Annotated in this window: 19 protein-coding genes and 1 pseudogene; 11 read left to right on the forward strand and 9 right to left on the reverse strand. The window is 42.7% G+C overall.

Annotation, left to right across the window (positions count from 1 at the left end; genetic code table 11):
- Window positions 1–101 precede the first annotated feature (101 nt).
- The 11 genes from AK822_RS14440 to AK822_RS14490 all read left to right on the forward strand — a co-directional run bounded on the left by AK822_RS14440 (window position 102) and on the right by AK822_RS14490 (window position 11,536).
- Complete coding sequence (locus AK822_RS14440; RefSeq protein ID WP_011959985.1) at window positions 102–374, forward strand: hypothetical protein; 273 nt, start codon at window positions 102–104, stop codon at window positions 372–374.
- Window positions 375–435: 61 nt separating this feature from the next.
- Window positions 436–1,059 (forward strand): c-type cytochrome, encoded by a 624-nt coding sequence (locus AK822_RS14445; RefSeq protein ID WP_045448094.1) that lies wholly within the window; start codon window positions 436–438, stop codon window positions 1,057–1,059.
- Between the two features lie 165 nt (window positions 1,060–1,224).
- Complete coding sequence (locus AK822_RS14450) at window positions 1,225–1,863, forward strand: DUF411 domain-containing protein (protein ID WP_011959987.1); 639 nt, start codon at window positions 1,225–1,227, stop codon at window positions 1,861–1,863.
- 94 nt (window positions 1,864–1,957) lie between these two features.
- Window positions 1,958–3,664 carry a copper resistance system multicopper oxidase gene (locus tag AK822_RS14455; RefSeq protein ID WP_045448091.1) on the forward strand — a complete coding sequence of 569 codons (1,707 nt, stop codon included), beginning with the start codon at window positions 1,958–1,960 and terminating at the stop codon, window positions 3,662–3,664.
- Between the two features lie 31 nt (window positions 3,665–3,695).
- Window positions 3,696–4,760, forward strand: coding sequence for a copper resistance protein B (locus tag AK822_RS14460; protein ID WP_045448088.1), 1,065 nt, complete (start codon window positions 3,696–3,698; stop codon window positions 4,758–4,760).
- Between the two features lie 27 nt (window positions 4,761–4,787).
- The gene (locus AK822_RS14465) at window positions 4,788–5,282 is read left to right on the forward strand and encodes a DUF305 domain-containing protein (RefSeq protein WP_060492335.1); all 495 of its coding nucleotides are present in this window, start codon (window positions 4,788–4,790) and stop codon (window positions 5,280–5,282) included.
- Window positions 5,283–5,857: 575 nt separating this feature from the next.
- Window positions 5,858–8,476 (forward strand): copper-transporting P-type ATPase, encoded by a 2,619-nt coding sequence (locus AK822_RS14470; RefSeq protein ID WP_087945736.1) that lies wholly within the window; start codon window positions 5,858–5,860, stop codon window positions 8,474–8,476.
- 80 nt (window positions 8,477–8,556) lie between these two features.
- The gene (tatA, locus tag AK822_RS14475; protein ID WP_011959992.1) at window positions 8,557–8,841 is read left to right on the forward strand and encodes a Sec-independent protein translocase subunit TatA; all 285 of its coding nucleotides are present in this window, start codon (window positions 8,557–8,559) and stop codon (window positions 8,839–8,841) included.
- Window positions 8,842–8,896: 55 nt separating this feature from the next.
- Complete coding sequence (tatB, locus tag AK822_RS14480) at window positions 8,897–9,283, forward strand: Sec-independent protein translocase protein TatB (protein ID WP_036599454.1); 387 nt, start codon at window positions 8,897–8,899, stop codon at window positions 9,281–9,283.
- Window positions 9,280–10,149 carry a twin-arginine translocase subunit TatC gene (gene tatC, locus AK822_RS14485; protein WP_011959994.1) on the forward strand — a complete coding sequence of 290 codons (870 nt, stop codon included), beginning with the start codon at window positions 9,280–9,282 and terminating at the stop codon, window positions 10,147–10,149. Before tatB ends, tatC begins: the two co-directional genes overlap by 4 nt.
- Window positions 10,150–10,246: 97 nt before the next feature.
- A complete protein-coding gene (locus AK822_RS14490) occupies window positions 10,247–11,536 on the forward strand; it encodes an ATP-grasp domain-containing protein (protein WP_060492336.1) in 1,290 nt (429 codons plus the stop codon).
- A gap of 116 nt (window positions 11,537–11,652) precedes the next feature.
- On the opposite strand, the pseudogene AK822_RS14495 reads toward AK822_RS14490, so the two are convergent.
- From AK822_RS14495 to AK822_RS14535, 9 genes and pseudogenes are all read right to left on the reverse strand, one after another.
- Window positions 11,653–12,534: pseudogene (locus AK822_RS14495) on the reverse strand (IS982 family transposase).
- 422 nt (window positions 12,535–12,956) lie between these two features.
- Window positions 12,957–14,540 carry a Fic family protein gene (locus AK822_RS14500; protein WP_087945737.1) on the reverse strand — a complete coding sequence of 528 codons (1,584 nt, stop codon included), beginning with the start codon at window positions 14,538–14,540 and terminating at the stop codon, window positions 12,957–12,959.
- A gap of 306 nt (window positions 14,541–14,846) precedes the next feature.
- Complete coding sequence (locus AK822_RS14505) at window positions 14,847–15,440, reverse strand: recombinase family protein (RefSeq protein ID WP_011959997.1); 594 nt, start codon at window positions 15,438–15,440, stop codon at window positions 14,847–14,849.
- A 548-nt stretch (window positions 15,441–15,988) separates the two neighbouring features.
- Complete coding sequence (locus tag AK822_RS14510; protein WP_087813587.1) at window positions 15,989–16,351, reverse strand: DUF3817 domain-containing protein; 363 nt, start codon at window positions 16,349–16,351, stop codon at window positions 15,989–15,991.
- Between the two features lie 245 nt (window positions 16,352–16,596).
- Complete coding sequence (gene lspA, locus AK822_RS14515) at window positions 16,597–17,304, reverse strand: signal peptidase II (protein ID WP_045448075.1); 708 nt, start codon at window positions 17,302–17,304, stop codon at window positions 16,597–16,599.
- A 141-nt stretch (window positions 17,305–17,445) separates the two neighbouring features.
- Entirely contained in the window at window positions 17,446–18,726 is a 1,281-nt protein-coding gene (ccmI, locus tag AK822_RS14520; RefSeq protein WP_045448072.1) for a c-type cytochrome biogenesis protein CcmI, read from the reverse strand.
- A complete protein-coding gene (locus AK822_RS14525; protein ID WP_020443538.1) occupies window positions 18,723–19,205 on the reverse strand; it encodes a cytochrome c-type biogenesis protein in 483 nt (160 codons plus the stop codon). Before AK822_RS14525 ends, ccmI begins: the two co-directional genes overlap by 4 nt.
- Window positions 19,206–19,288: 83 nt before the next feature.
- The gene (locus AK822_RS14530) at window positions 19,289–19,951 is read right to left on the reverse strand and encodes a DsbE family thiol:disulfide interchange protein (protein WP_082638013.1); all 663 of its coding nucleotides are present in this window, start codon (window positions 19,949–19,951) and stop codon (window positions 19,289–19,291) included.
- Complete coding sequence (locus tag AK822_RS14535; protein WP_060492338.1) at window positions 19,952–22,000, reverse strand: heme lyase CcmF/NrfE family subunit; 2,049 nt, start codon at window positions 21,998–22,000, stop codon at window positions 19,952–19,954.
- Between the last annotated feature and the right edge of the window lie 72 nt (window positions 22,001–22,072).

Genomic DNA, 22,072 nt, shown 5'->3' on the forward strand with positions numbered 1-22,072 from the left:
TCTTAACGTCATCTACCAGTCAGAATGATTAATGTATCATTTAGGCTGGTTTAACAGCTATTGAACTCAATAGCCTTTAATCCAAACAATAGGAATTAATCATGTCACAATTTAAATTACTGTCTAAATCAATCGCAATGACGGCCATCGCTCTTGTCGTATCGACCTCAGCTATGGCGCATGACCCTAAAATGCATGCTGAAAAAGATCAAATGAACTGTGAAAAAATGCAAAAGCATATGGATATGATGGGAAAAATGGATCATAGCAAGATGGACATGAGCGATCCTGCCATGAAAGCGATGATGGCTAACATGGGTAAAATGAAGCAAATGTACCAAAAACACTGCGTTACTAACGACAGTAAATCTTAAAAATTTTAGCTCTGTTAAATAGCAGTCAACACTTAACGGAAATAAATTTTTAGGAAAACATATGAAATTTTTATTGGGTGCGCTCTTTACCGTATTTGTGGCAATCGTTAGCGTGTTTGCGGTTGTTACTAGTGGCGTTGTCAATGTGGGAGCTGACCAAGAGCATAGCCCAATGATGTTTAGCTTTTTAGAAACTGCTCGCAATCGTTCCATAGAAAATGCCAGTAAAGATATTGTGGTACCAGATTTAGAGAAGGTTGAGCTAATCAGTTCTGGTGGCGCGGACTATAAGGATATGTGTGCAGGCTGTCACTTGTCTCCGGGAGTGGCACAAACTGACTTTAGTGAGAGCTTATATCCAAAGCCGCCCAACTTTACCAAGGCTGATATTGTCAAACGTTATCAAACAGAAGACGGTGCAAAGCAAAGCTTTTGGGCAATCAAGCACGGTATTATGGCATCTGGAATGCCTGCGTGGGGCGCGTCCCATGATGACGGTAGAATGTGGGCAATGGTAGCCTTCATTAGATCGTTACCTGAATTAGATGAAAGCCAATACACGATGCTAACCACTAGGATAGATGGCGATATGATGGACATGTCATTTGACGGTGATATGAATATGTCAGATGGTGGTGATATGGGTATGAATATGTCGGATGATGGATCTGGAATGCAGCATTAATACTTTCTAGATATGAAAGCCTCCTAACTCACGGTTGTCGCTATTAATAATGCAGTACTGAACAGTGCTGCATTTAATGTTTTTAGTTAAGTACATAAGAATTCAAATATAGGGTGTAAGTTTTTAGAATATCGAGCATAACAATAGACGTTTAGGAGTAATTTAATGAGACATTACACACATGTGCTTTCTAATGGACATAGCTGGTTATCCGGTCGTGTCCTTTTATTGGTGGTGACATCGTCACTCTCGTTAACGCTAGCCGCTTGCAGCCAATCTAATACCAGTGGCTCTGATTCTCAACCAGTAAAGGTTGAACAGTCTGCTACCCAGAATGCACAAGTACAAAATGAAAGTTCTGCTCCTACAAATGCTCCCGTTAACAGCTCGTCATCATTACTCAAAAACGTCTCAGCCACGGTTTATAAAGATGCCAACTGCGGCTGCTGTAAAGAATGGGTAGGCTATGCAAAAAACAATGGATTAAGTGCAACCACGCACGATGTGGAAGATCTATCCTTATTTAAGGAGCGTTATGGCGTACCACAGCAAATGCGCTCTTGTCATACCACCGTTACCACCGACGGTTTTGTCTTTGAAGGGCATGTCCCTGCTAAACACATGGCTGAATTCTTAGCAAATCCTCCTGCACAAGCTATTGGACTTGCCGTACCGAGTATGCCGGTTGGTAGCCCCGGTATGGAGTATGAAGGTAAATTCATGCCTTATAAGGTAATGCAGCTTAATAAAGACGGCACCACAGAAGTCTATGCTGCTATTGAGTCTCCTCAGCAGCAGCTGTAGTGTTGGCTTAGATGTGAATAGATTCTGTTAAATATCGAAAATATTATAACTATAAGCTTAACCACCATCTCTCAAATTAAATCAGGTTATCATTATGAATAAAAAGAACATACTGAACCGCCGACGTTTTTTAACCGGATCCTCTGCTGTCCTTGGTGCCTCCTTGATGCCGACTATTGCTAGTAGCGCATTGGGACAATCGAGTCGCTCAGGCAGTCAGGGCGCTACTATTAATAGTGATCAAAACGTTCATAAAGTACCTGTATTGACAGGGAAAGAGTTTGATTTATACGTCAGTAAACAGTCCGCTATTGTGAACGGCAAAAAGAGCATGGCGACGCTCATCAATGATTCACTACCAGCACCGACGCTAAAAATGCGTGAAGGCGATACGGTGGTGATACGTGTTCATAATCAGATGGATGAATCAACCTCTATCCATTGGCATGGACTACTAGTACCGTTTGAGATGGATGGGGTGCCGGGCATTAGCTTTGATGGCATTCCTGCGAACAGCACCTTTACTTATAAATTCAAATTAAAACAATCAGGCACTTATTGGTATCACTCACACAGTGGGTTCCAAGAACAAACCGGTATGCTGGGTGCCATTGTGATTGAACCTAAAGGGCGTGAGCGTCATCCTATCGACGAAGACCATGTGATCGTGCTTAGTGATTGGACCAGCCGCAACCCGCATAATCTCTTGAAGCTGCTCAAACAGCGCGCCGACTTTGACAACTACCATCTACCAGACTTCAAAAAACTGCTTGCTGATATTGCCGAAACGGATATGAAAACCGCGTTTGATAAGCGCAAAATGTGGAATCAGATGCGCATGATGCCCACTGATTTTACGGACTTGTCGGGTGAAAACACATTTACCTACCTTATCAATGGCAAAACGACCGCAGCTAATTGGGCGCAAATCGTCAAAGCAGGACAGCGCGTTAAATTACGCTTTATCAATGCCTCAGCGCAAACCATCTTTGATGTACGCATACCCGGTCTTAAAATGACAGTCGTCTCAACGGATGGTAATGATGTCGCACCAGTCGCTATTGATGATTTTCGTATTGGCGTGGCTGAGACCTATGATGTCATTGTCACCCCGACCAAAGATGCGCATACCATATTTGCCCAAAACATAGACCGTTCGGGCTATGTCGCAGCAACGCTTGCCACCAAAGAAGGTGCTCGTGCGGCAACGCCTGCTATGGACAAAATTGAATGGCTCACCATGGCAGATATGATGGGTGCTATGGGTGCTAATGGTTATAAAGCTAAGCACGCTAAAACAGAATATGACTTTAAGTCTGATATGCGTGTGGACAGTCCACGTATGAACCTTGACGATCCAGGTATCAACCTGCGCAATATTAATAGAGAGGTATTGAATTATAGTCAGCTACGCTCTGTCGATGAGGCAATATTTGCGGAGCAGCGCAAGCCTACCCGAGAGATCGAGCTACATTTAACCGGTAACATGGAGCGCTATATTTGGGCGTTTGATGGGGTTAAGTTCAGTGAGGCCACGCCGGTCAATATCAAGCCGGGTGAGCGCGTGCGTATTACCTTAGTCAATGACACGATGATGAATCATCCGATGCATTTACATGGGATGTGGAGCGATTTGCGCATGCCTAACGGTGAGTTTCAGGTGCGCAAGCATACTATGATGGTGCAACCAGCTCAAAAAATTAGCTTTGATGTCACAGGAGAAGCTGGTCGATGGGCATGGCATTGTCATCTGCTCTATCATATGGAAGCCGGTATGTTCAGAGAAGTGGCGGTCGTTTAAGCAAATCTTTGGTTGATAGGTGAGAGATGAGATGAAAATACATAAAGTGGGTTTACGGTTCGCTGGGGTATCATCATTGGTATTACTAGCATCATCATTTGCTAATGCTGCTGACCCTGCCACTGCTAAAAAAGACATGACTATGTCAGATATGGACCATAGTAGTATGGACATGTCGGATATGGATCACAGCAAAATGGATATGTCTGGTATGGACATGTCGGATATGGATCACAGCAAAATGGATATGTCTGGTATGGGCATGTCGGATATGGATCATAGCAAAATGGATATGTCTGGTATGGGCATGTCGGATATGGATCACAGTGGCATGGATATGTCAGGCATGGACCATGGCAGTATGGATATGTCAGGTATGCAAGGTGGTAAAGCTCCAGCTGATGCTCGCAGTCCTGACTATTCAAACGGTGTTCCCTATGGACGCTATGGTCAGCCTATGATGATGGGTGATATGCCATTATGGGGCGTTTCTGTAGACGATTTAGGCTATCAGTTTGATGACGATCAGATTAATTATGAGGTTAGTGCTTGGTATGGCCTAGATGAGCGCCGTCTATCTTTACGTAGTGAAGGTAGTGTTCAGACCAAAGATGAGAAAGACATTGATAGTCTGACCTCATTGTCTTACTGGAAGCCGCTAAGTATTTTTTGGAATGGCGAAGCAGGGGTCGCCTATGATACCAAGAATGATAAGCCTGCCATTATGGCCGGTATTGTCGGCACAATGCCTTACTTTATTGAAACAGATGCTAGAGCATATCTCTACACCGATGGTCAAGTTAGGCTTGATCTTGGTGCAGAATATGAATGGCGTTTGAGTCAGCACTGGGTTGTGATACCGGAAGTTGGTCTGTCAGCTTTTAGTAAAGACGATATTGACAATCATATCACCAAGGGATTCAATGAATTAGAGACTGAAGTTAGACTGACTTATGAAACCTTAGGTCGTCAACTGGCACCTTACGTCGGTGTGAGCTATGAGACGGCTCTTGGCAGTGCGCGTGACCAGCGGCGTCAAGAAAATGAATCGGTTGATAGCAGTAGTTTGACTGCCGGTGTTAAATTCTGGTTCTAACATTGTCAAAATTATAGGAGATATATTATGAATACTTCTGATCAAAACAGCATGAATCATCAAAGCCATCAACAGGGCATGAATCCTTATGTGAAGTTCACTTTGATGATTCTGACGTCTACGATTGTAATGTTTATCATGATGTATTTTAATACCTATCAATTGGATCATGTTTATTTTAGTGAGACCCGAGCTTATATGGCGCTCTACATGGGTGCCGGTATGGCCGTCATTATGCTGGCCTTTATGGGTAATATGTATAAGAAGACCAAGGTAAATCTACTGGTTTATGGAATAAGTGTAGTAATGTTTGCTGTAGGTATTTGGGGTGTGCGTTCCCAAGCAACGGTTGATCAAGTCGATTGGATGCAAGCCATGATACCTCATCACTCGATTGCCATTTTGACGAGCTCAAGAGCAGATATTGAAGACCCTAGAGTACAACAGCTCGCTGACGATATTATTAAAGCGCAAAAGCGTGAAATCGCTGAGATGCAAGCGCTTATTGAAGAGCTCGAATAGACGGCTATATATAGAGGTATGGCAAGCTAAGAAATTGATTATGAAAAAATGGTGATACCTGGTATCAGCGCTATAGTCTTCGCTGGTACCTTTACCTTAAAAGGACAGATTGCACAGATAATTAATGTGATTTTTTACCTACCCCTTCAACTGCAGTAACTGCTCTTTGTTTTACTGTTCTTATTTCAAAACCTCTTATTCCTATATCGAAATGTTCAATATCTGTCGATTGCTATTCTTGAGTGATAGTAAGCATCTAAAAGTATACGCTCGCCCACCACTGTCAATATGAGTGCTATGAGTCTTGGAGAAATACTATGATGGAAGGCATGGGTTGGGGTTGGATGGCTCTCTGCTTGTTGTTTGCGCTACTATTTTTCGCAGTACTAGTACTAACAATCATGGCACTGCTCAAGTATTTGCGTGATAAAAACTAAATTCCAATTGAAAAGTATAGAAATTATTTTTTAGAGGTTTTTAGATTAATGATTAGATGAATAGCAATCGAGGATTGATGATAGTGCTTTAAGAGTTGTACTTATTATAAATATTTATTGTCTTCAAGGAGTGGTTTTATGAAACATATTGCCGATGAAAAATCTATCAAAGGTGGTCAGTACGATAAAGTACCAGAAAATTATAGTGGTACGGTTTATATCTGCCCGATGCATCCTGAGGTTAGAGATACTGAAAAGAGCGATTGTCCGATATGCGGCATGTTTCTTAAACCTGAAGACGAGGTTGCTGAATCCAACAACCATGAAGATAGTCATGCGCATTGTCATGGAGCGGATGCTAATAATAGTAATGAGGTAAATTCTGTCGAAGACGATAAGTACGACAAGATACCGGAAAATTATAGCGGTACGGTCTATATTTGTCCTATGCATCCAGAAGTAAGAGATGTTGAAAAAAGTGACTGCCCAATATGTGGCATGTTTCTTAAACCTGAAGACGAAGTTGCTAAAGATGATAGTCACGCTAGCTGTCATGGAAAGGATACTGATAGTAGCGGAGTAAAATCTGTTAAAGGCGGTAAATACGATAAAGTACCTGCTGATTACGATGGCACGGTATATACCTGTCCTATGCATCCTGAAGTGAGAGACGTTAGAAATAGCGGTTGTCCGATATGTGGTATGGCGCTTGAGCCCGAAACGCTTACTATCGGTGAAGAGGACACCTCAGAGCTTGACGACATGACTCGTCGTTTTTGGATATGTACCGTGTTGACTGTACCGCTATTAATATATGTGATGAGCGGTATGTTTGACTTAAACGTAGTTAATTTTAGTCAGTATGGTATCTCCTCAAAGATCTTACAATGGGCTGAGTTAGTGCTCGCGACCCCTGTAGTGCTTTGGGGCGCCGCCCCGTTTTTCGTCCGTGGCTGGCAGTCTATAAAAAGCCGCAATCTAAATATGTTTACCTTGATTGCGATAGGCGTAGGCGCTGCTTATATTTTTAGTATTGTCGCGACCTTTTTTCCCGATATTTTCCCAGACAGTTTCAGAGATGCCTCTGGTCAAGTCGGAGTCTACTATGAAGCGGCAGCGGTCATTGTGACCTTGGTGCTACTGGGTCAAGTATTAGAGCTCAAAGCTAGAAGTCAAACTTCAGGTGCGATTAGAGCTTTGCTTGAGCTCGCACCACCAACCGCAAGACGTGTCGATGAAAACGGTGAAGAAGTCGAAGTCTCGCTTGATGAGGTCGTCACTGGCGATAAGCTACGGGTTAAACCAGGTGAGAAACTACCCGTAGATGGTACAGTGATCGATGGTAATAGTAATGTTGATGAATCAATGGTGACGGGTGAGCCAATCCCTGTATCAAAAGTAGCAGGAGATACAGTGACTGGTGGTACGGTAAATGGCACCGGAACGCTATTAGTCGAAGCGGTCAATGTTGGAGCAGATTCAGTATTATCTAAAATTGTACAAATGGTTGCTGAAGCCCAGCGTAGCCGCGCACCTATACAGAAATTGGTAGATAAGGTAGCTGGGTGGTTCGTACCGATCGTGCTTATTTGCTCCGTCATTACCTTTATTGTCTGGGCGATATTCGGCCCTGAGCCCGCTATGGCCTATGCCTTGGTTAACGCGATTGCGGTACTGATTATTGCTTGTCCTTGTGCCCTTGGTCTAGCGACGCCGATGTCCATTATGGTTGGTACCGGCAAAGGCGCGCAAAACGGCGTCCTCATCAAAAATGCTGAAGCGTTAGAGAGTATGGAAAAAGTCGATACCATTGTCGTCGACAAGACCGGAACACTGACCGCTGGTAAGCCCGAGCTTACCGCAATTGATGCGCAGGTAGGTCAAGATGAAGACGAGTTCCTCGCATTGGTAGCCTCAGTAGAAAGCGCTAGCGAGCATCCTTTAGCAGAAGCTATCGTTAGAGCAGCTCAAGAAAGATCACTCATTATTCCTAAAGCTACTGACTTTAATTCGACTACTGGCGAAGGCGTACAAGCCGTGGTCGATGGTAAGAAAGTCGCTATTGGTAACTCTAAGCTTATGGAAAGCCTAAATAGTTTTGATAATGAGCTGTCCACTAAAGCTGATGTCCGTAGAAAAGACGGTGAAACGGTAATGTTTGTGGCTATAGACGGTAAAGCTGCTGGTATTATTTCAGTTGCTGACCCTATTAAACCAAGCACTAAAGAGGCTATTTCACTGCTTCATGACGCAGGTTTAAAAGTTGTGATGCTAACCGGTGACAACGAAAAAACCGCGCAGGCAGTCGCCAATAAACTAGGTATTGATGAAGTTCATGCGGATGTCTCACCAGAGGATAAAAACCGTATCGTCAAAGAAATGCAAGACAGCGGTAAATTGGTCGCTATGGCGGGTGATGGTATCAACGACGCACCAGCGCTAGCGCAAGCTAATGTTGGTATCGCTATGGGAACCGGTACCGATGTGGCGATGGAGAGTGCGGGCATTACCCTGCTAAAAGGTGATTTAATGGGCATTGCCAAAGCTTATAAGCTTAGCCACGCCACCATGCGCAATATCAGACAGAATCTGTTTTTTGCCTTTATCTACAATGCACTTGGTGTTCCTATTGCCGCAGGTGTGCTCTATCCCACATTTGGGCTTCTGCTCAGTCCGATGATAGCAGCGGCAGCGATGAGCTTGTCGTCATTCTCGGTGATTGCTAACGCGCTGCGATTGCGCCGTTTGAAACTATAATTCTGGTACGGTAAAAAGTGTTCTAAAGCACACTGACACATACTGGTCTAAACAAGATCACAAAATATAAGGATACCGTTATGGGCAGCTTTTCTATTACACATTGGCTGATTTTATTGGTCGTAGTGGTGGTCGTATTTGGTACTGCCAAGCTTAAAAATGCAGGTAAAGATTTAGGCGGTGCGGTGAAGGGTTTTAAAGAAGCGGTCAAAGATGAAGAACCCGAGAATGCTCGCAAAAATCATGTGCTTAGCCATGAAAATAGTACGCCAGCTGCAAGTAATGATTTAAATACGCGTGTAGGTAATCAGGCTGATGATATGGAAATCAGCCCTATTTCCACTGATGACCAGCCTAAAGTATGAAGCGCGCCGCTTATAAATAGCGGCACTAAGTAGTCTATTAATATATGTGACTGTTATGTTTGATATTGGGTTTTCCGAATTACTCTTGTTTGGCGTCATTGCTTTAATCGTATTGGGCCCAGAAAAACTGCCGCAAGCCGCACGTACCGCTGGGCAATGGTATGCCAAACTGCGCCGTACAGTATCCACTCTACAATCTGAAATAGAAGCTGAGCTTGATCTAGCTGAAACACGTCAACAAATGCAAAATGAACTTGCGAAAATCCGTCAGACCGAGTCGGATATGAAGCGCGAATTAGCAGAAATGCGTGGCAGTATGCAAAAGTTTGAGCAGTCACAGAACCAAAGCCTAGACGCTTCACATCAGTCAATCACCCCTTATGATAAAGACCATCAACAGAATACTACCTCCTCGTTCATTAAACAGGAGGCGGATCAGTGAGCCTATTTAAACGGCAAAAAAGTCGACAAGAAAAAATAACAGATATAGAGTTTGAGGCGCCAACAGATACAACACAGAATAGTGAGTCTGGAGATACGTTAGGTACGCTTGGCGATATGCCTATTACCGGACATTTAATCGAGCTGCGTACGCACTTAATAAGAATATGCGTGGTCGTCTTAATTATATTCTTAGTATTGGTGGGATTTTCACGCGAGCTTTATAATCTTTTATCAGACCCATTAGTGGCGCAGTTACCCATCAATTCGACCATGATTGCCACTGATATAACGTCAAACTTTATGGCACCCATTCGCTTAACGATATTCGTCGCCGCATTTTTAGCAATGCCTTATATCCTGTATCAAATTTGGTCATTTGTAGCTTCCGGCTTATATAAAAAAGAGAAGAAAATTGCCATTCCTGTACTGCTATCTTCGATATTTCTATTTTATGCTGGTGTTGCTTTTTCCTACTTTGTCGTACTCAAAGGGGTATTGAAATTTTTTATTATGTTCGCTCCGCAGAACGTTATACCAATGACCGATATTGACAGTTATCTGAGCTTTGCCCTCAAGCTATTTATGGTGTTTGGACTGACTTTTGAGATTCCAGTGGTTACCTTATTGCTGATAATGGCCGGAATCGTTTCTACTCAAATTTTAGAAGATAAGCGTCGTTATATCATAGTCGGCTGTTTTGGGATCGCCGCGGTAGTGACACCGCCTGATGGTGTATCAATGCTGTTGTTGGCGATTCCTATGTGGCTATTATTTGAGCTGGGTTTACTCTTAGCAAAGATATTAATTAAAAATGAACGAAATAATGATTTAGTCTCAGGGAATGAAACATTAGAAAGTAGCTAGCACTACTTAAATACGCCAAGAACCTTTTTTACTTTTTACTTTTTACTTTTTACTAGAGTATGTCAGCGTGAGTACTCTACTTAGCGACGGACTCTAAATGGAACACCCAACTAATAACAACGAAAAAAATGACGGTCTTGCAAATCGACTTAACCAAGAGTGCTACTGCATTACCCTTGATCGTAAAGCGCTTAATACAAGCCTTCAAGATCAATTGGTAGAAACTAGAAACAATCCAATAGGAGCGAACGAGCTTAATAAGCTTTTTTCAGCAACACCCGTGTTCGTTCCCAAAACAGAGATAGAGGCGATGGAGCGAATCGTCAGGGCTATCGAGTCAGCTGCCGAACTGCCATTGTATCAAGAGCAAGTGCTGTCGTGGGCACCAGAAATAGCTGCTTTCGACCCAGGCCCAATAGGGGCCCTCATGGGTTATGACTTTCACTTGGGTAGCGATGGACCTCAGCTCATCGAGGTCAATACTAATGCCGGTGGCGCATTTCTGAATGTGTTGCTCGCTCGCGCACAAAAACGCTGTTGCAACCCCTCAGAGCAAAGCGCTGCAACCAATCAAATGCTAGATAGGTTCGAGGAAGCAGTGTTTGACATGTTCAAACAGGAATGGCAGCGACAGTCCGCTGTTGCTATGCCCAATCGGATAGCCATTGTGGACAATGACCCCGAGAGTCAGTTCATGTTCTTAGAGTTTGAGTTAGCCTGTCAACTGCTCCAAGCTAGAGGTATTGATACTGTGATACTTGATCCCTCTGAACTCGAGTATATCGACGGTACGTTAACAGCCCATGGCCAGAAAATCGATATGATTTACAATCGGCTTGTCGACTTTGCATTTGAGGACCCTGACCATGTATTGCTTAAGCAGGCTTATTTAGAGGGTGCTGTGGTAGTGACACCCAATCCCCGCGTACATGCTATGTTGGCCAATAAGCAAAACCTGACATTGCTATCAGACTCCCAAATATTGCGCTCTTGGGGTCTGGATGAGGCTGCAGTGGAGTGCCTCGAAAGGTCTGTACCGAGGACTAAGATTGTATCAAGAGACGATGCAGCAGAGTTGTGGCTTACTCGGCGGCAACTGTTTTTTAAGCCAGTTGCTGGTCATGGAAGCAAAGGCGTTTATCGCGGTAGCAAACTGACTCGACGCGTCTTCGAAAACATTCTGGATGAAGATTATATCGCACAGACCTTTGTCCCTGCAGGAGAGAGATCACTCAAAATTGATGACATCGTAACAACAAGAAAGGTAGATATACGTCTTTATACGTATGGCGGAAAACTGTTACTACCTGCTGCGCGTGTGTATCAAGGTCAGGTGACTAACTTCCGTACGCCAGGCGGTGGATTCGCGCCTGTCTTTCATGTGTGATCGTCTAGGTCTTATTTAGATGGCATTAGGCTGTTATAAGTCCGGTTAACTAATTCAATATTCTTCTTACCTAACCCCAGTTCGGGATAAGCCACATTGTAACTCATTGATACTATTTACAATGTAGCCACCTGCCCTTGCTGAGGCATGTTTTTGATGGTGGGTTTATAGGGAAACCAGCGATAAGCAATCAAACCTGACAGCAAGTTTGTAATAAAACCCGTGACACTACGATGGCGTGAATGCTCAATCTGACACAAGTTTTTCAGCTCCCCAAACACCGTCTCAACCAAAGAGCGATGATTGAGTAGCGCCTCATCTATCGGCTTGAGTACTTGCGGTTTCATATTACGCCGAAGTTTCGTTATCAGCCTAGTATCACTGTGTTTTGTGAGCCACTCGTTCAGTGCTTTACTGATATAGCCTCTATCCCCAAACACCTTGCCAAACACAGGCGTTGCCATATCCTTAACAGGCACTCTGTCATCCGTATTACCCGCAGTGACTTTAACAGATACAAGCTCGCCCTTGTGATTGATAATGGCGTGCAGCTTAAAGCCGTAAAACCAGCCCATGCTGCTTTTGCCTCGGGTTGCAAGTCCCTTAAAGACTTTATGACGGTAGATACGTTTGTTATGACAAACTGCTATCTTGGTTGAATCAATATAGCTGATACCTGTACAGTCGCCCATCATGCTTTGCAAGTAGGCACACAGTGGCATGATACTGCGCGGCATAAGCTTTATAAATCGTGAGTAGCTCGGCAGGTTTGGAAACTCCTGTTTCATCATGCCATGCATATGGTGGTAGTAAAAAGACTTAAACTGTCGATACCGCCGTTGATGAAACAGTACCAAGATGGTCATAATCTCTGCTACACTTATCTGGCATGCTCTTAACCTTTGGTGTCCCGTTGCGATTAAGTGAGCGTCAAACTCAGGTTTGAATTGCTAATAAAAGTCGTCAATATGGCAGTATAGTTCGGTTAGGTTGTCCATGTAAGAAGTCCTTGTTGTGAAGTTTGTCTTGGTAAACTTACTTTAGCAACTTTGGACTTCTTTTTTTATCTTTTTTTTGAGCGCTTATCCCGAACTGGGGTTATCATAACTAAAGAAGCGAAGTAATACTCAAATACTCAAATACTCAAATACTCAAATACTCAAATACTCAAATACTCAAAATCATTTTGACTATCTGTATCAAGGCTTGTCAAATTACAATGGTCTGTTATCAGCAGTTCCTTTTATACAGTCTGTTTTAAGTAGTTTATTAGCGTAAATAGGGTCAAGAAAAATATTGATTACGTTTTAGGCTATGGTATTTCAGCCGAATCTCTTATAGCCGAATCATCATCGCAACGATGATATTTATACCAGATTGATTATCAAAGTAGGCTTCCCTGCGTATAGCAGGGTTTCCCCTACCTATTCAAATCATCTGTCTCATCTTTAAAGGTTTCTACAACGACAGCAAAAATGTCATCCCAAACTGCCTCATTTGCCAAAAACGGATAATCCTTAAGTAGCTTATTACTTTTAGCACCTTTATTTTGTAGCATGCTGCGAATGATTCTATCGGCATAGCTGTTGGGCATCTCAATAATCTCTTTTATCGCCAGTCGTGCATGGTCATGTTGTCTTAGGTACTGTGACTCGTTATGCATCTCTTTTTCAATAACATGCGCAATCAGTCCTGATAAGTACTGAACATGAGGCGTCAGGTCCATAAAGCGCCATGCCGGTTGAATAAGGTGACTGTCTTCAAAATTTAAGTTTGAGCGAATACCATCAGGGTAAGTAATCGCTTGTTTATCAAAGCTGTAATGATCACGGATTTGCTTCATAAGGGGCACAGAGACACGGTCTAAGATTTTATCATAGGCATGACGGTCTGAGGGATGCTCAGCAATGGCTTGTGATATAGGTAGGATAATCGGCTCATGAATGACTTGGTCTCGTCTAAGGACATCATTAATTAAAAAGCGATGTACGCGGCCATTGCCATCCGCTAATGGATGAATATACACAAAGGCAAAGGAGACAACAGCACTACGCATCAGTGCTGATTGTCCCTCAGTCTTCTCCATAAATACCTGTAATCCTGCTAGCTTATTAGCAATGTCATCAGCAGGTGGCGCGATATAATGCACAATTTCTTTAAAGCCATTCACCTGGGTATGCGACACAAAAACTGGAGATTGACGGACGCCATACTGCTGGATGACCGTTTTGCTACCAAGTATCTCTTGTTGCAACTCTGCTAGCGACTCAGGATCAAGCGGAATATCGCCCTTGCCGGTACGCCGTGCCATCACATCGGCGAAACGTTCAATACGTTTTAACTCTTTCCCTTCACCTTCTATAGTAAAACTGGCTTTACTCTCTCGTAATGTCATCCATACGGAGGCACGCATCAGTAAGTCTTGCCCAAATTCATCGTTCAGCTTGTCAACCATTGTGGCAATATCGAGTGCAGCGGCTTGCGTAAACAACTCTGTTTTCACCAATTGAGGACAGAAATGACGGGTTCCTGCAAGATTGTCATTGATACGCCAACGAGCATTCTTTATGACATGCGCAGGGCTTGAAGTAACCTGCTTCTTAGCATCTAGAGCATCCACATAGTTACCGCCTAAATTACTCGGTACTGCTAACTGCTGACCCATGAGCCATTCATACAAGAAAGCCATTCTACGGGCATAGCTGCCTGTGGGCTCAGCGTTTACCCATGCTTGTACGTCATTAGCCCCTATCTGCTCAAACAGACGAGCCAGTAACTCCAAATTCAGTACTTCATGACGCATGTGAAACTGTAAGTGCGCAATGATCGTGTCCAGTGGACGCGCGGTTTCCTGATAAGCATTATGGATGACATCACCGTCTTTATAGGTTTGCCTGCGCCCACCGATACTACTGCTGACATATAAAGGCGAAACCAGCTCGATGCTGGCATAACGGATAAGCCATGCTGCGCCAATAGGGTCTGAAGTAGGGGTATTCATCATGAGGGGCTCAAGCGATTATAGATAAGCCATTTTGCAGAAAAGCGATTATGAATGCAATATAATGATTATAATGAAGCCTCATTGCATTAAATCGATTTTTATATGACGCTGTGATGTCTTTAGATAAAGATCGAAGGGCGTTTTAAGTGGGCATAATTGAACGAAATTGAATGATGAAAATACACCGTTCTTAACACAGCTACGTAGTAATAGAGTACCTATTTCTGCAAATAAAGCCTTCTTGCCTCGCGTGTAAAGCCTTATATATCAGCTGTTTATGGACAAAAATAAAATAAAATACCTCAGCTATGAGCCTGGCTTTAACACCCGGTAAACAGTAGCTACGCCAACACCAACTGCCTTAGCGATTTCCTCTTTTGTCATATTGCCTTGACTGTCTAATTCTCTAATACGATTGTGTTTCGTTGTATTAGGCTTCTTACCGGAGGGCTTATAGCCACTGTTAGCCAATCCCTGCTTGATACGCTCTCTACGCTTGTCGTTATCAAGCTTTGCCATCGTTGCTAATAAGTCGATCAGCATATGGTTAATCACTGTTAGGATCTCACCTGTCATGCCATTATTAACTGTATGCGTCGTTGGTAGATCAGCCACCACCAATCGCAAGCCTTTGTCTTTGATACGCTGCTTTAGAATTGCAAAATCATCTTGAGATAATCGGCTTAATCTATCCACGCTTTCAACCAGTAGAATATCGCCTTGCTCAGCGTCCTTTAGCAGCTTGGCTAATAATGGTCTATCGAGCTTTGTACCACTGAAATGCTCGACGTACTCAACATGGTTATCATCATAACTTGTACTGAAAGCCACCAAATCAGCCAATGCTCTGGTAGCGTCTTGATCCTTAGTGCTGGCTCTCACATAAATACGAACAGTCATAACCCACCTCTATTATTTAGACTTAATAATTAGTGCTCATTGATAATAACAAGATATTACTATCATTTAATAATATAAAAAAGTCTAATGATAGATAGATTATCATTTAAAGGTTTTATGTTTTGGGTATAGGCTAATGATAGGAAAAAAGCACAGCAGCCAGTCTTATAATTCAAAAGTCTGTTATAGATGGTTCCATGCTAACAGTCTGCTTTAAGTAGTCTGTTAATAGGTTTGAAAGGTAAAATAACTGGTTTCCTTGGGGTATACCCTACGATAACAGGAAATCCATCGCGGATGACAAAACCTGTTTAGCTTTTAAACAAGACGGGTTTGTCGATAGTATGTAAGATAAGTTGGAAAAGTAACTAGAGTGTAAGACTATTCATACTGGGTCTGAATCAAAGTTTTATTGTGATTAATTTCTGCTCAATATTATTCATTTGTCGCCATGATGAGTGATGGCGGCTTGTAATTTAGTTAGGAAAAATAATCTTGAGTAATAATATACGTTTGTATCATTTGTATCATTTGTAGCAGAGCTTGTTCTAGGCTTCTTTACTTACACTTTTCTGTAAGTTATTTTTTAGTAAATGATCGAATATAAATGGGCCAAAAGGTAAGAGTGAGCCGAGTACGCCCGCAGGTATTGCCCAAAGAGGCATTTTCATTTTGATAGCTGAGCCTATAAGTATTATGATATAGGTAATAAACAAAATACCGTGTGCCATACCGATGTATTTCACACCTTCTGGAATATCCAGCATATATTTTAGTGGCATGGCGATGAAGAGCAATAATAAGAAAGAGGTGCCTTCTAGGTAGCCTATAAGGGTAAGACTTTTTAACGCGGTCTCTTGTTTTTTTCTAAGGCTGTGAATTTTTTCAATAGTTGGCTGAGCCTGTGACACTATATTTTCCTTTTGTTATTATCAATAAAGAATTTATGGATTATTCAATGTCTCTATAATAATGGCTCTACGCAGAGCTTTTAAGTATTGGGTTTTAAGACCTAAAATGAGTGAGTACCTATACCAGTCATACATTACCTTCCAGTTCACATTTTATAAACATACTCAAGTATAAAAAGTATTTTTCCGTATAGAGTGACTACGACGCTAGTTCATTTTGTTTGTGATAATCGGCATCAATGTGCTTATTTATTACGCTTACTTTCTAAAAATATCATGTCAATTATAATCAATGCGACACCGACACAGACACCTATATCTGCAACATTGAAAATAGGATAATTCCAGACATCAGCATAATGCACATGGATAAAGTCAACCACTTTACCAATTCTTAAACGATCGATTAAGTTGCCAATCGCACCACCGAGCATTAAGGCTAACCCCATGGACAATAGCTTGGCTGCACGTGGCGCTTTGATTAAATAAACCGTTAAAAAGATAGCCATTACAAAAGCTAAGCCTGAGAAAAACCATTTCTGCCAACCGCCAGCGTCGGCTAAAAAGCTAAATGCTGCCCCATAGTTATAAGCGAGTGTCCAGTTGAGAAATGGTTCAATGACCGGTACGGGGTCATTGAACGCTAATTTGGTTTGGGCCAACCACTTAGTCCATTGATCAAGTATTAATACCATTATCGCCAACAAATACCAGATAAAAGCGCGACTGCCATTGGCAACCATTTTTGGCATTTTATTCAACTTACCTTTAGGTGTTATCGAGTTGCCTGAGGTTACGTACATAGCTTTAGGCGTATGATTCATGGTTTTAGAGTCAATTGATTGATGAGTACTACTCACAGCTATAGGTACTTTATTGTCAGCAATATTAGTACTAGCCGATTCAACGCTATTCAATTTAGTACTATCTAATCTGTCGGTAGATTCAGTCATAGTTGTTTTCTTTATCTGTGTTTATACAATGAACAATGTTAAACGTATATGTTTTTAGTATACGACTATTAATAGCGCCACTTTTAAAAACGGCTCCACTTACCGCTCTGGTATTATGAAACTTACGGTAATAATTTTTTATTAGGGAATCTGTTGATTGATTTCAATATTAACCTGAGTCTGTTCAGCACTAATCACTATCGGATTACCCGATAAGTCGCCTGACTCTGCTATGGCATTACCGCTATGACTAATACGAGCAACGACTGCTAACTGAGTTTTGTCACTACGAGCTGAATTTAACGTGCGATCTGGCATCATCGCATCAAGATTGCTTAAGCGGATACTGGCCTCACCTTGCTCAATAACACTAATGGGTAAACGTTTGGCGGCAAACGGTGGACCTCCTTTAACGTCACGTATCGCAACAAACAACACATCATCAGCTTTCACTAACGGTAATAAATTAGCGTTAATTTTCACTGTCACGTCAATACCTTCTAGCGCTTGCTTTTCTTGCGTGCTAACGTAGTTGCTTAACTCATCTAAGCTTGCTAAAGCTTTAGTATGATCACCTGGTTTGGCCACAATGCTGCCTTGTAAGCGTTTAATCCAACCTTGCGCTTGGGCAAAGTTACTACTACGAGTCTCACCCATTGCCATGAGCATTTGAGCCCGTTCATGCTGCGGATTCTTAGCTAATATAGCTTGTAATACACGGCGAATATTGGCGTCTAACTGACCTTCATTAACGAAAAAGCTAGTCTGAGCATAAGTGGTGGCGATTTCTTCATTTTCAGGAGCTAAACGATAGGCACGAGATAAGGCTTCCAGCGCAGAATCAGTTGCCTCCATAGATAAGAAAAGCTCGGATAGGCGCATCCAGCGATTAGGATCATCAGCATTACGATGAACATTGGTTTGCATGGCGCTAATCAGTTGACGACCATCTTCAAACGCCCATGATGGCGGCTTGTCAATTTTAGCTGTCAATAGGTCGTCAGCCACTTGTCCTACTTTGTCCTCAGCTGTCCACAAATCAAACACGGGCGTACGATTGCCTATTAGTAAATACGCCATTGCAGCCAATATTGGGATCCAAGCTGCGACAATTAAACGGCTTTTGACATCAGGGGTGACCATAGGTGTTATCTGACGCTGCGCATCTAATAGCTGACGCTCAAGCTCCAGCTTTTGATTTTGATAATGGCTATTATTAATAGTACCGCTGTCTTTATCTGTTTGTAGCTCAGCTAAACGTTCGCGAAATACTGCAACATTAATATCTAGCAGTTGATTGTCTATTGGTTTGGACTGCAAACGCGGTGCTCGTAGCCATGGCATAATAGCAATCAGCGCAAATATAAGAGCAATCAGCAAGCTTAGAGTTACAAATAAGCCAAAAGTAGAAAATAGAGTCATTTTTTGTCCTCTAGGCTAGTAATGTCGTGGTCGACACTCTCAGCTTGCGATAATAGACGATCAAGCTCAGCCTTTTCCGTAGAGGTCAAGGCAGCAGTACTGTTCACTGTGACGCCGCTTTGACCACGGGCAACAACTTGGCGACGCTTACTTTGCCAAAACCAACCAATAATTAAGACGAGCAATAATAGTGGTGGAAAAAACCATAGGATCCATGTTGATGGTCGCATAGGCGGCTTGTAGCTAATAAAGTCACCGTAGCGCTCTTGCATATAGACGCGTATTTCAGCATCACTACGTCTATCTTTAATTAAATCATAGACTTTTTGCTTTAGATCCTGTGCAATCGGTGCATCAGAGGCTGCAAGGTTTTGATTTTGGCATTTTGGGCAGCGAAACTCTTCTATTAATCCACGATACTGAGCTTCTTGCTGTGGTGAGTCAAAATCGTATACGTCAATAGCTGCGTTTGCCGTCATGTTAAGCAGACACGCTAGTATTAAGCTTGCTAGTTTTAAAACTATATTGGGTTTTAGTTGAGGAGCTCTTATTCGAATAACGTTCATTTGCACATCTCCTCAACCTGAATGAGATCAGGACTATCGTTGTTCTTATTAGCCTCATTAAGTACGGTCAGGCACGGCTTAACACGCTGTTGCCAATTGGCTTCATTAACCTCACCAACAATATGCTGACGAATGATGCCATCTCCATCCACAACAAAGGTTTCGGGCGCACCAGTTATGCCTAAGTCTAGAGCAAACTGACCCAATGAATCCTGAATAGACATAGAAAATGGATCACCGCCTCGGTTTAAGTAACTGAGCGCATTACCAATCTCATCCTTATAATTCACACCAACGATATCAACGCCGCGCTCTTCTAGTTGCATTAAAAACGGATGCTCAATAACGCAAGTTGGGCACCATGAGCCCCAAACATTAAGTAAAAACGGCTTATCCGGCAAATTATCATTGGTGATAGTACGGGTAGTATCTGCTAATAACGGCAGCTCAAAGGTAGGAACCGGACGCTCAAGAGCGGTATTGGTCACAATGTCTGTTGGTTTACCTAAGCGCATGTACAATATAACTACCAAACCAAAAAAGAGGATAAGCGGAATTAAGAACCATAGCTTCGTCTGCTTTTTTTTCATTGTCTTTGGGTTACGCTGCTTACTGTTTTGGCTATCTTTTTGCTCAGGAGTATTATTCGACATAGTCATTTATTTCTCCTTTAGTGTCGACATCGTCGATGCTGAGATTGCCTGTTCAATAGCTACCTCATTGACTCCATCAGTAGCCAGATCACCAGTAACTAGCAATGGAGCTTTAACTTTTTTGATGCGGTATCGTTTATCAAGCATGCTAATTAATCCACCTAGAGCCATGATAATTGCCCCTAACCAAATCCAGCGAATTAATGGTTTTACATAAATCCTTAATGCCCATTGGTTACTACCATCGGCAATAGGTTCGCCCAGTGCGACATAAACATCGCGCATAAGATTGGGGTCAATAGCGGCCTCAGTTGTTGGCATAGTGCTGATAATATACGTACGTTTTTCAGGATATAGCGTTGCCACTTCTTGGCCATTCTTAGTCACTACAACCTCAGCTTGCGTTGCATCAAAGTTACTCCCCTTTATTTCAAAAAATTCAGTTACTTCAAAATCGTAACCTTGAACATTGACTGTATCGCCAATACCCATTGCTACGTCACGCTCAATACTCAGGCTACTAGTAAAGGCTATGCCAATGACAGCAACCAATACGCCAATATGAGCAGTCTGTTGACCCCAATAGCTCAGACGCAACTGCCGCAAACCGTTAAAAAGATTAGGCGCATTCTTAGTTTTATCTTTAAAATCAACTGCCATCCATAGCAGTGCCCAAAAGCTAACGGCTAAAGTCACACCAATATTAAGCATAGACGATGGATTAACAAAGTAAGTAATAATGGCAGCTAATACTAAGCTACTAACGGCGATGACCATGCCTATACCCAGTAGTGGACGGGTGTCTTTTTTCCAGCGAATATTTGAGCCCATACCCATAGCTATTAATAACAGCCACGTTAAAGGTACAAATAATGCATTAAAATAAGGAGGGCCAACGGACACTTGTCCTAAACCAAAGGCATCAGCGATAATAGGGTAAAGGGTGCCGAGCAGCACCACTAAGGTTGCAATCAAAATGATGGCGTTGTTGATCACTAAAAAGGACTCACGTGAAATCAGCTGATATTGACTTTCAACGGTTAAACGCCAACCTCGAACGGCAAACATTAATAGACCACTACCGATGATAATGCCAAGAATAGCTAAGATAACCAAACCACGCGTCGGATCAGCGGCAAACGAATGCACTGAGGTAAGGACTCCAGAGCGTACCAGGAACGTGCCAAGCAAGCTTAAGGCAAAGGCGAAAATAGCCAGCATAATGGTCCATGCTTTAAACACCCCGCGCTTTTCAGTGACTGCTAATGAATGCAGCAATGCTAAGCCGACAAGCCAAGGCATAAACGAGGCATTCTCTACCGGATCCCAAAACCACCAACCGCCCCAGCCAAGCTCGTAGTAGGCCCACCACGAGCCCAGTGCAATACCAATGGTCAAAAACCCCCAAGCCGCGAGCGCCCATGGACGTGACCAGCGTGTCCAAGCAGCATCTAAACGCCCTTCCCACAATGCCGCCATACAAAATGCAAAAGGTACTACCATACCCACATAGCCCATATATAACATGGGCGGATGAATAATCAGACCGAAATCTTGTAGGACAGGATTTAAATCAGCGCCATCGACCGCTAGATTGGGTAAGGTACGCTCAAACGGTGACGAGGTAAATATCAGCATCGTTAGCATCATTAACTGTACACCGGCCAAAATAACTAATACCCGCGCACGCATTGATAACGGCAAGCCGCGACTAAAGTATGATACCAGTGCACACCATGTGGCCATGATGGTCATCCATAGCAGCAAAGAGCCCTCGTGTCCGCCCCATGTCGCCGATAACTTATAGTACCAAGGCAACAGCGTATTGGAATGCTGCGCGACGTAACTGAGGCTAAAATCATTATAATAAAAACCTGCTATCAAAGCGCCAAATGACGTTATCATGGCGGCAAACTGTGCCCAAGCTAAGCTAGGGGCTAGTCGTTGCCAAGCAACTTGGTTATGAATAACACCAATAGTTGGCAGAATTACCTGCAATAACGCCAATACAAAAGCGGTAAGCAAGGCAAAATAGCCCAATTCTGTAATCAACATACGGTCTAACCTTATTTACTCTAATGCGGTTGCAGTTTACTGTGGCGGTGGAATTTTTATTATTAGAACCCA

This window comes from Psychrobacter sp. P11F6 (genome assembly GCF_001435295.1).
GTDB lineage: Bacteria > Pseudomonadota > Gammaproteobacteria > Pseudomonadales > Moraxellaceae > Psychrobacter.

Excerpts from the sequence above, each read along its gene's own strand:
- AK822_RS14440 (WP_011959985.1), top strand. The coding sequence starts at position 102 with ATGTCACAATTTAAATTACTGTCTAAATCAATCGCAATGACGGCCATC.
- AK822_RS14445 (WP_045448094.1), top strand. The coding sequence starts at position 436 with ATGAAATTTTTATTGGGTGCGCTCTTTACCGTATTTGTGGCAATCGTT.
- AK822_RS14450 (WP_011959987.1), top strand. The coding sequence starts at position 1,225 with ATGAGACATTACACACATGTGCTTTCTAATGGACATAGCTGGTTATCC.
- AK822_RS14455 (WP_045448091.1), top strand. The coding sequence starts at position 1,958 with ATGAATAAAAAGAACATACTGAACCGCCGACGTTTTTTAACCGGATCC.
- AK822_RS14460 (WP_045448088.1), top strand. The coding sequence starts at position 3,696 with ATGAAAATACATAAAGTGGGTTTACGGTTCGCTGGGGTATCATCATTG.
- AK822_RS14465 (WP_060492335.1), top strand. The coding sequence starts at position 4,788 with ATGAATACTTCTGATCAAAACAGCATGAATCATCAAAGCCATCAACAG.
- AK822_RS14470 (WP_087945736.1), top strand. The coding sequence starts at position 5,858 with ATGAAACATATTGCCGATGAAAAATCTATCAAAGGTGGTCAGTACGAT.
- tatA (WP_011959992.1), top strand. The coding sequence starts at position 8,557 with ATGGGCAGCTTTTCTATTACACATTGGCTGATTTTATTGGTCGTAGTG.
- tatB (WP_036599454.1), top strand. The coding sequence starts at position 8,897 with ATGTTTGATATTGGGTTTTCCGAATTACTCTTGTTTGGCGTCATTGCT.
- AK822_RS14490 (WP_060492336.1), top strand. The coding sequence starts at position 10,247 with ATGGAACACCCAACTAATAACAACGAAAAAAATGACGGTCTTGCAAAT.
- AK822_RS14500 (WP_087945737.1), bottom strand. The coding sequence starts at position 14,540 with ATGATGAATACCCCTACTTCAGACCCTATTGGCGCAGCATGGCTTATC.
- AK822_RS14505 (WP_011959997.1), bottom strand. The coding sequence starts at position 15,440 with ATGACTGTTCGTATTTATGTGAGAGCCAGCACTAAGGATCAAGACGCT.
- lspA (WP_045448075.1), bottom strand. The coding sequence starts at position 17,304 with ATGACTGAATCTACCGACAGATTAGATAGTACTAAATTGAATAGCGTT.
- ccmI (WP_045448072.1), bottom strand. The coding sequence starts at position 18,726 with ATGACTCTATTTTCTACTTTTGGCTTATTTGTAACTCTAAGCTTGCTG.
- AK822_RS14525 (WP_020443538.1), bottom strand. The coding sequence starts at position 19,205 with ATGACGGCAAACGCAGCTATTGACGTATACGATTTTGACTCACCACAG.
- AK822_RS14530 (WP_082638013.1), bottom strand. The coding sequence starts at position 19,951 with ATGACTATGTCGAATAATACTCCTGAGCAAAAAGATAGCCAAAACAGT.
- AK822_RS14535 (WP_060492338.1), bottom strand. The coding sequence starts at position 22,000 with ATGTTGATTACAGAATTGGGCTATTTTGCCTTGCTTACCGCTTTTGTA.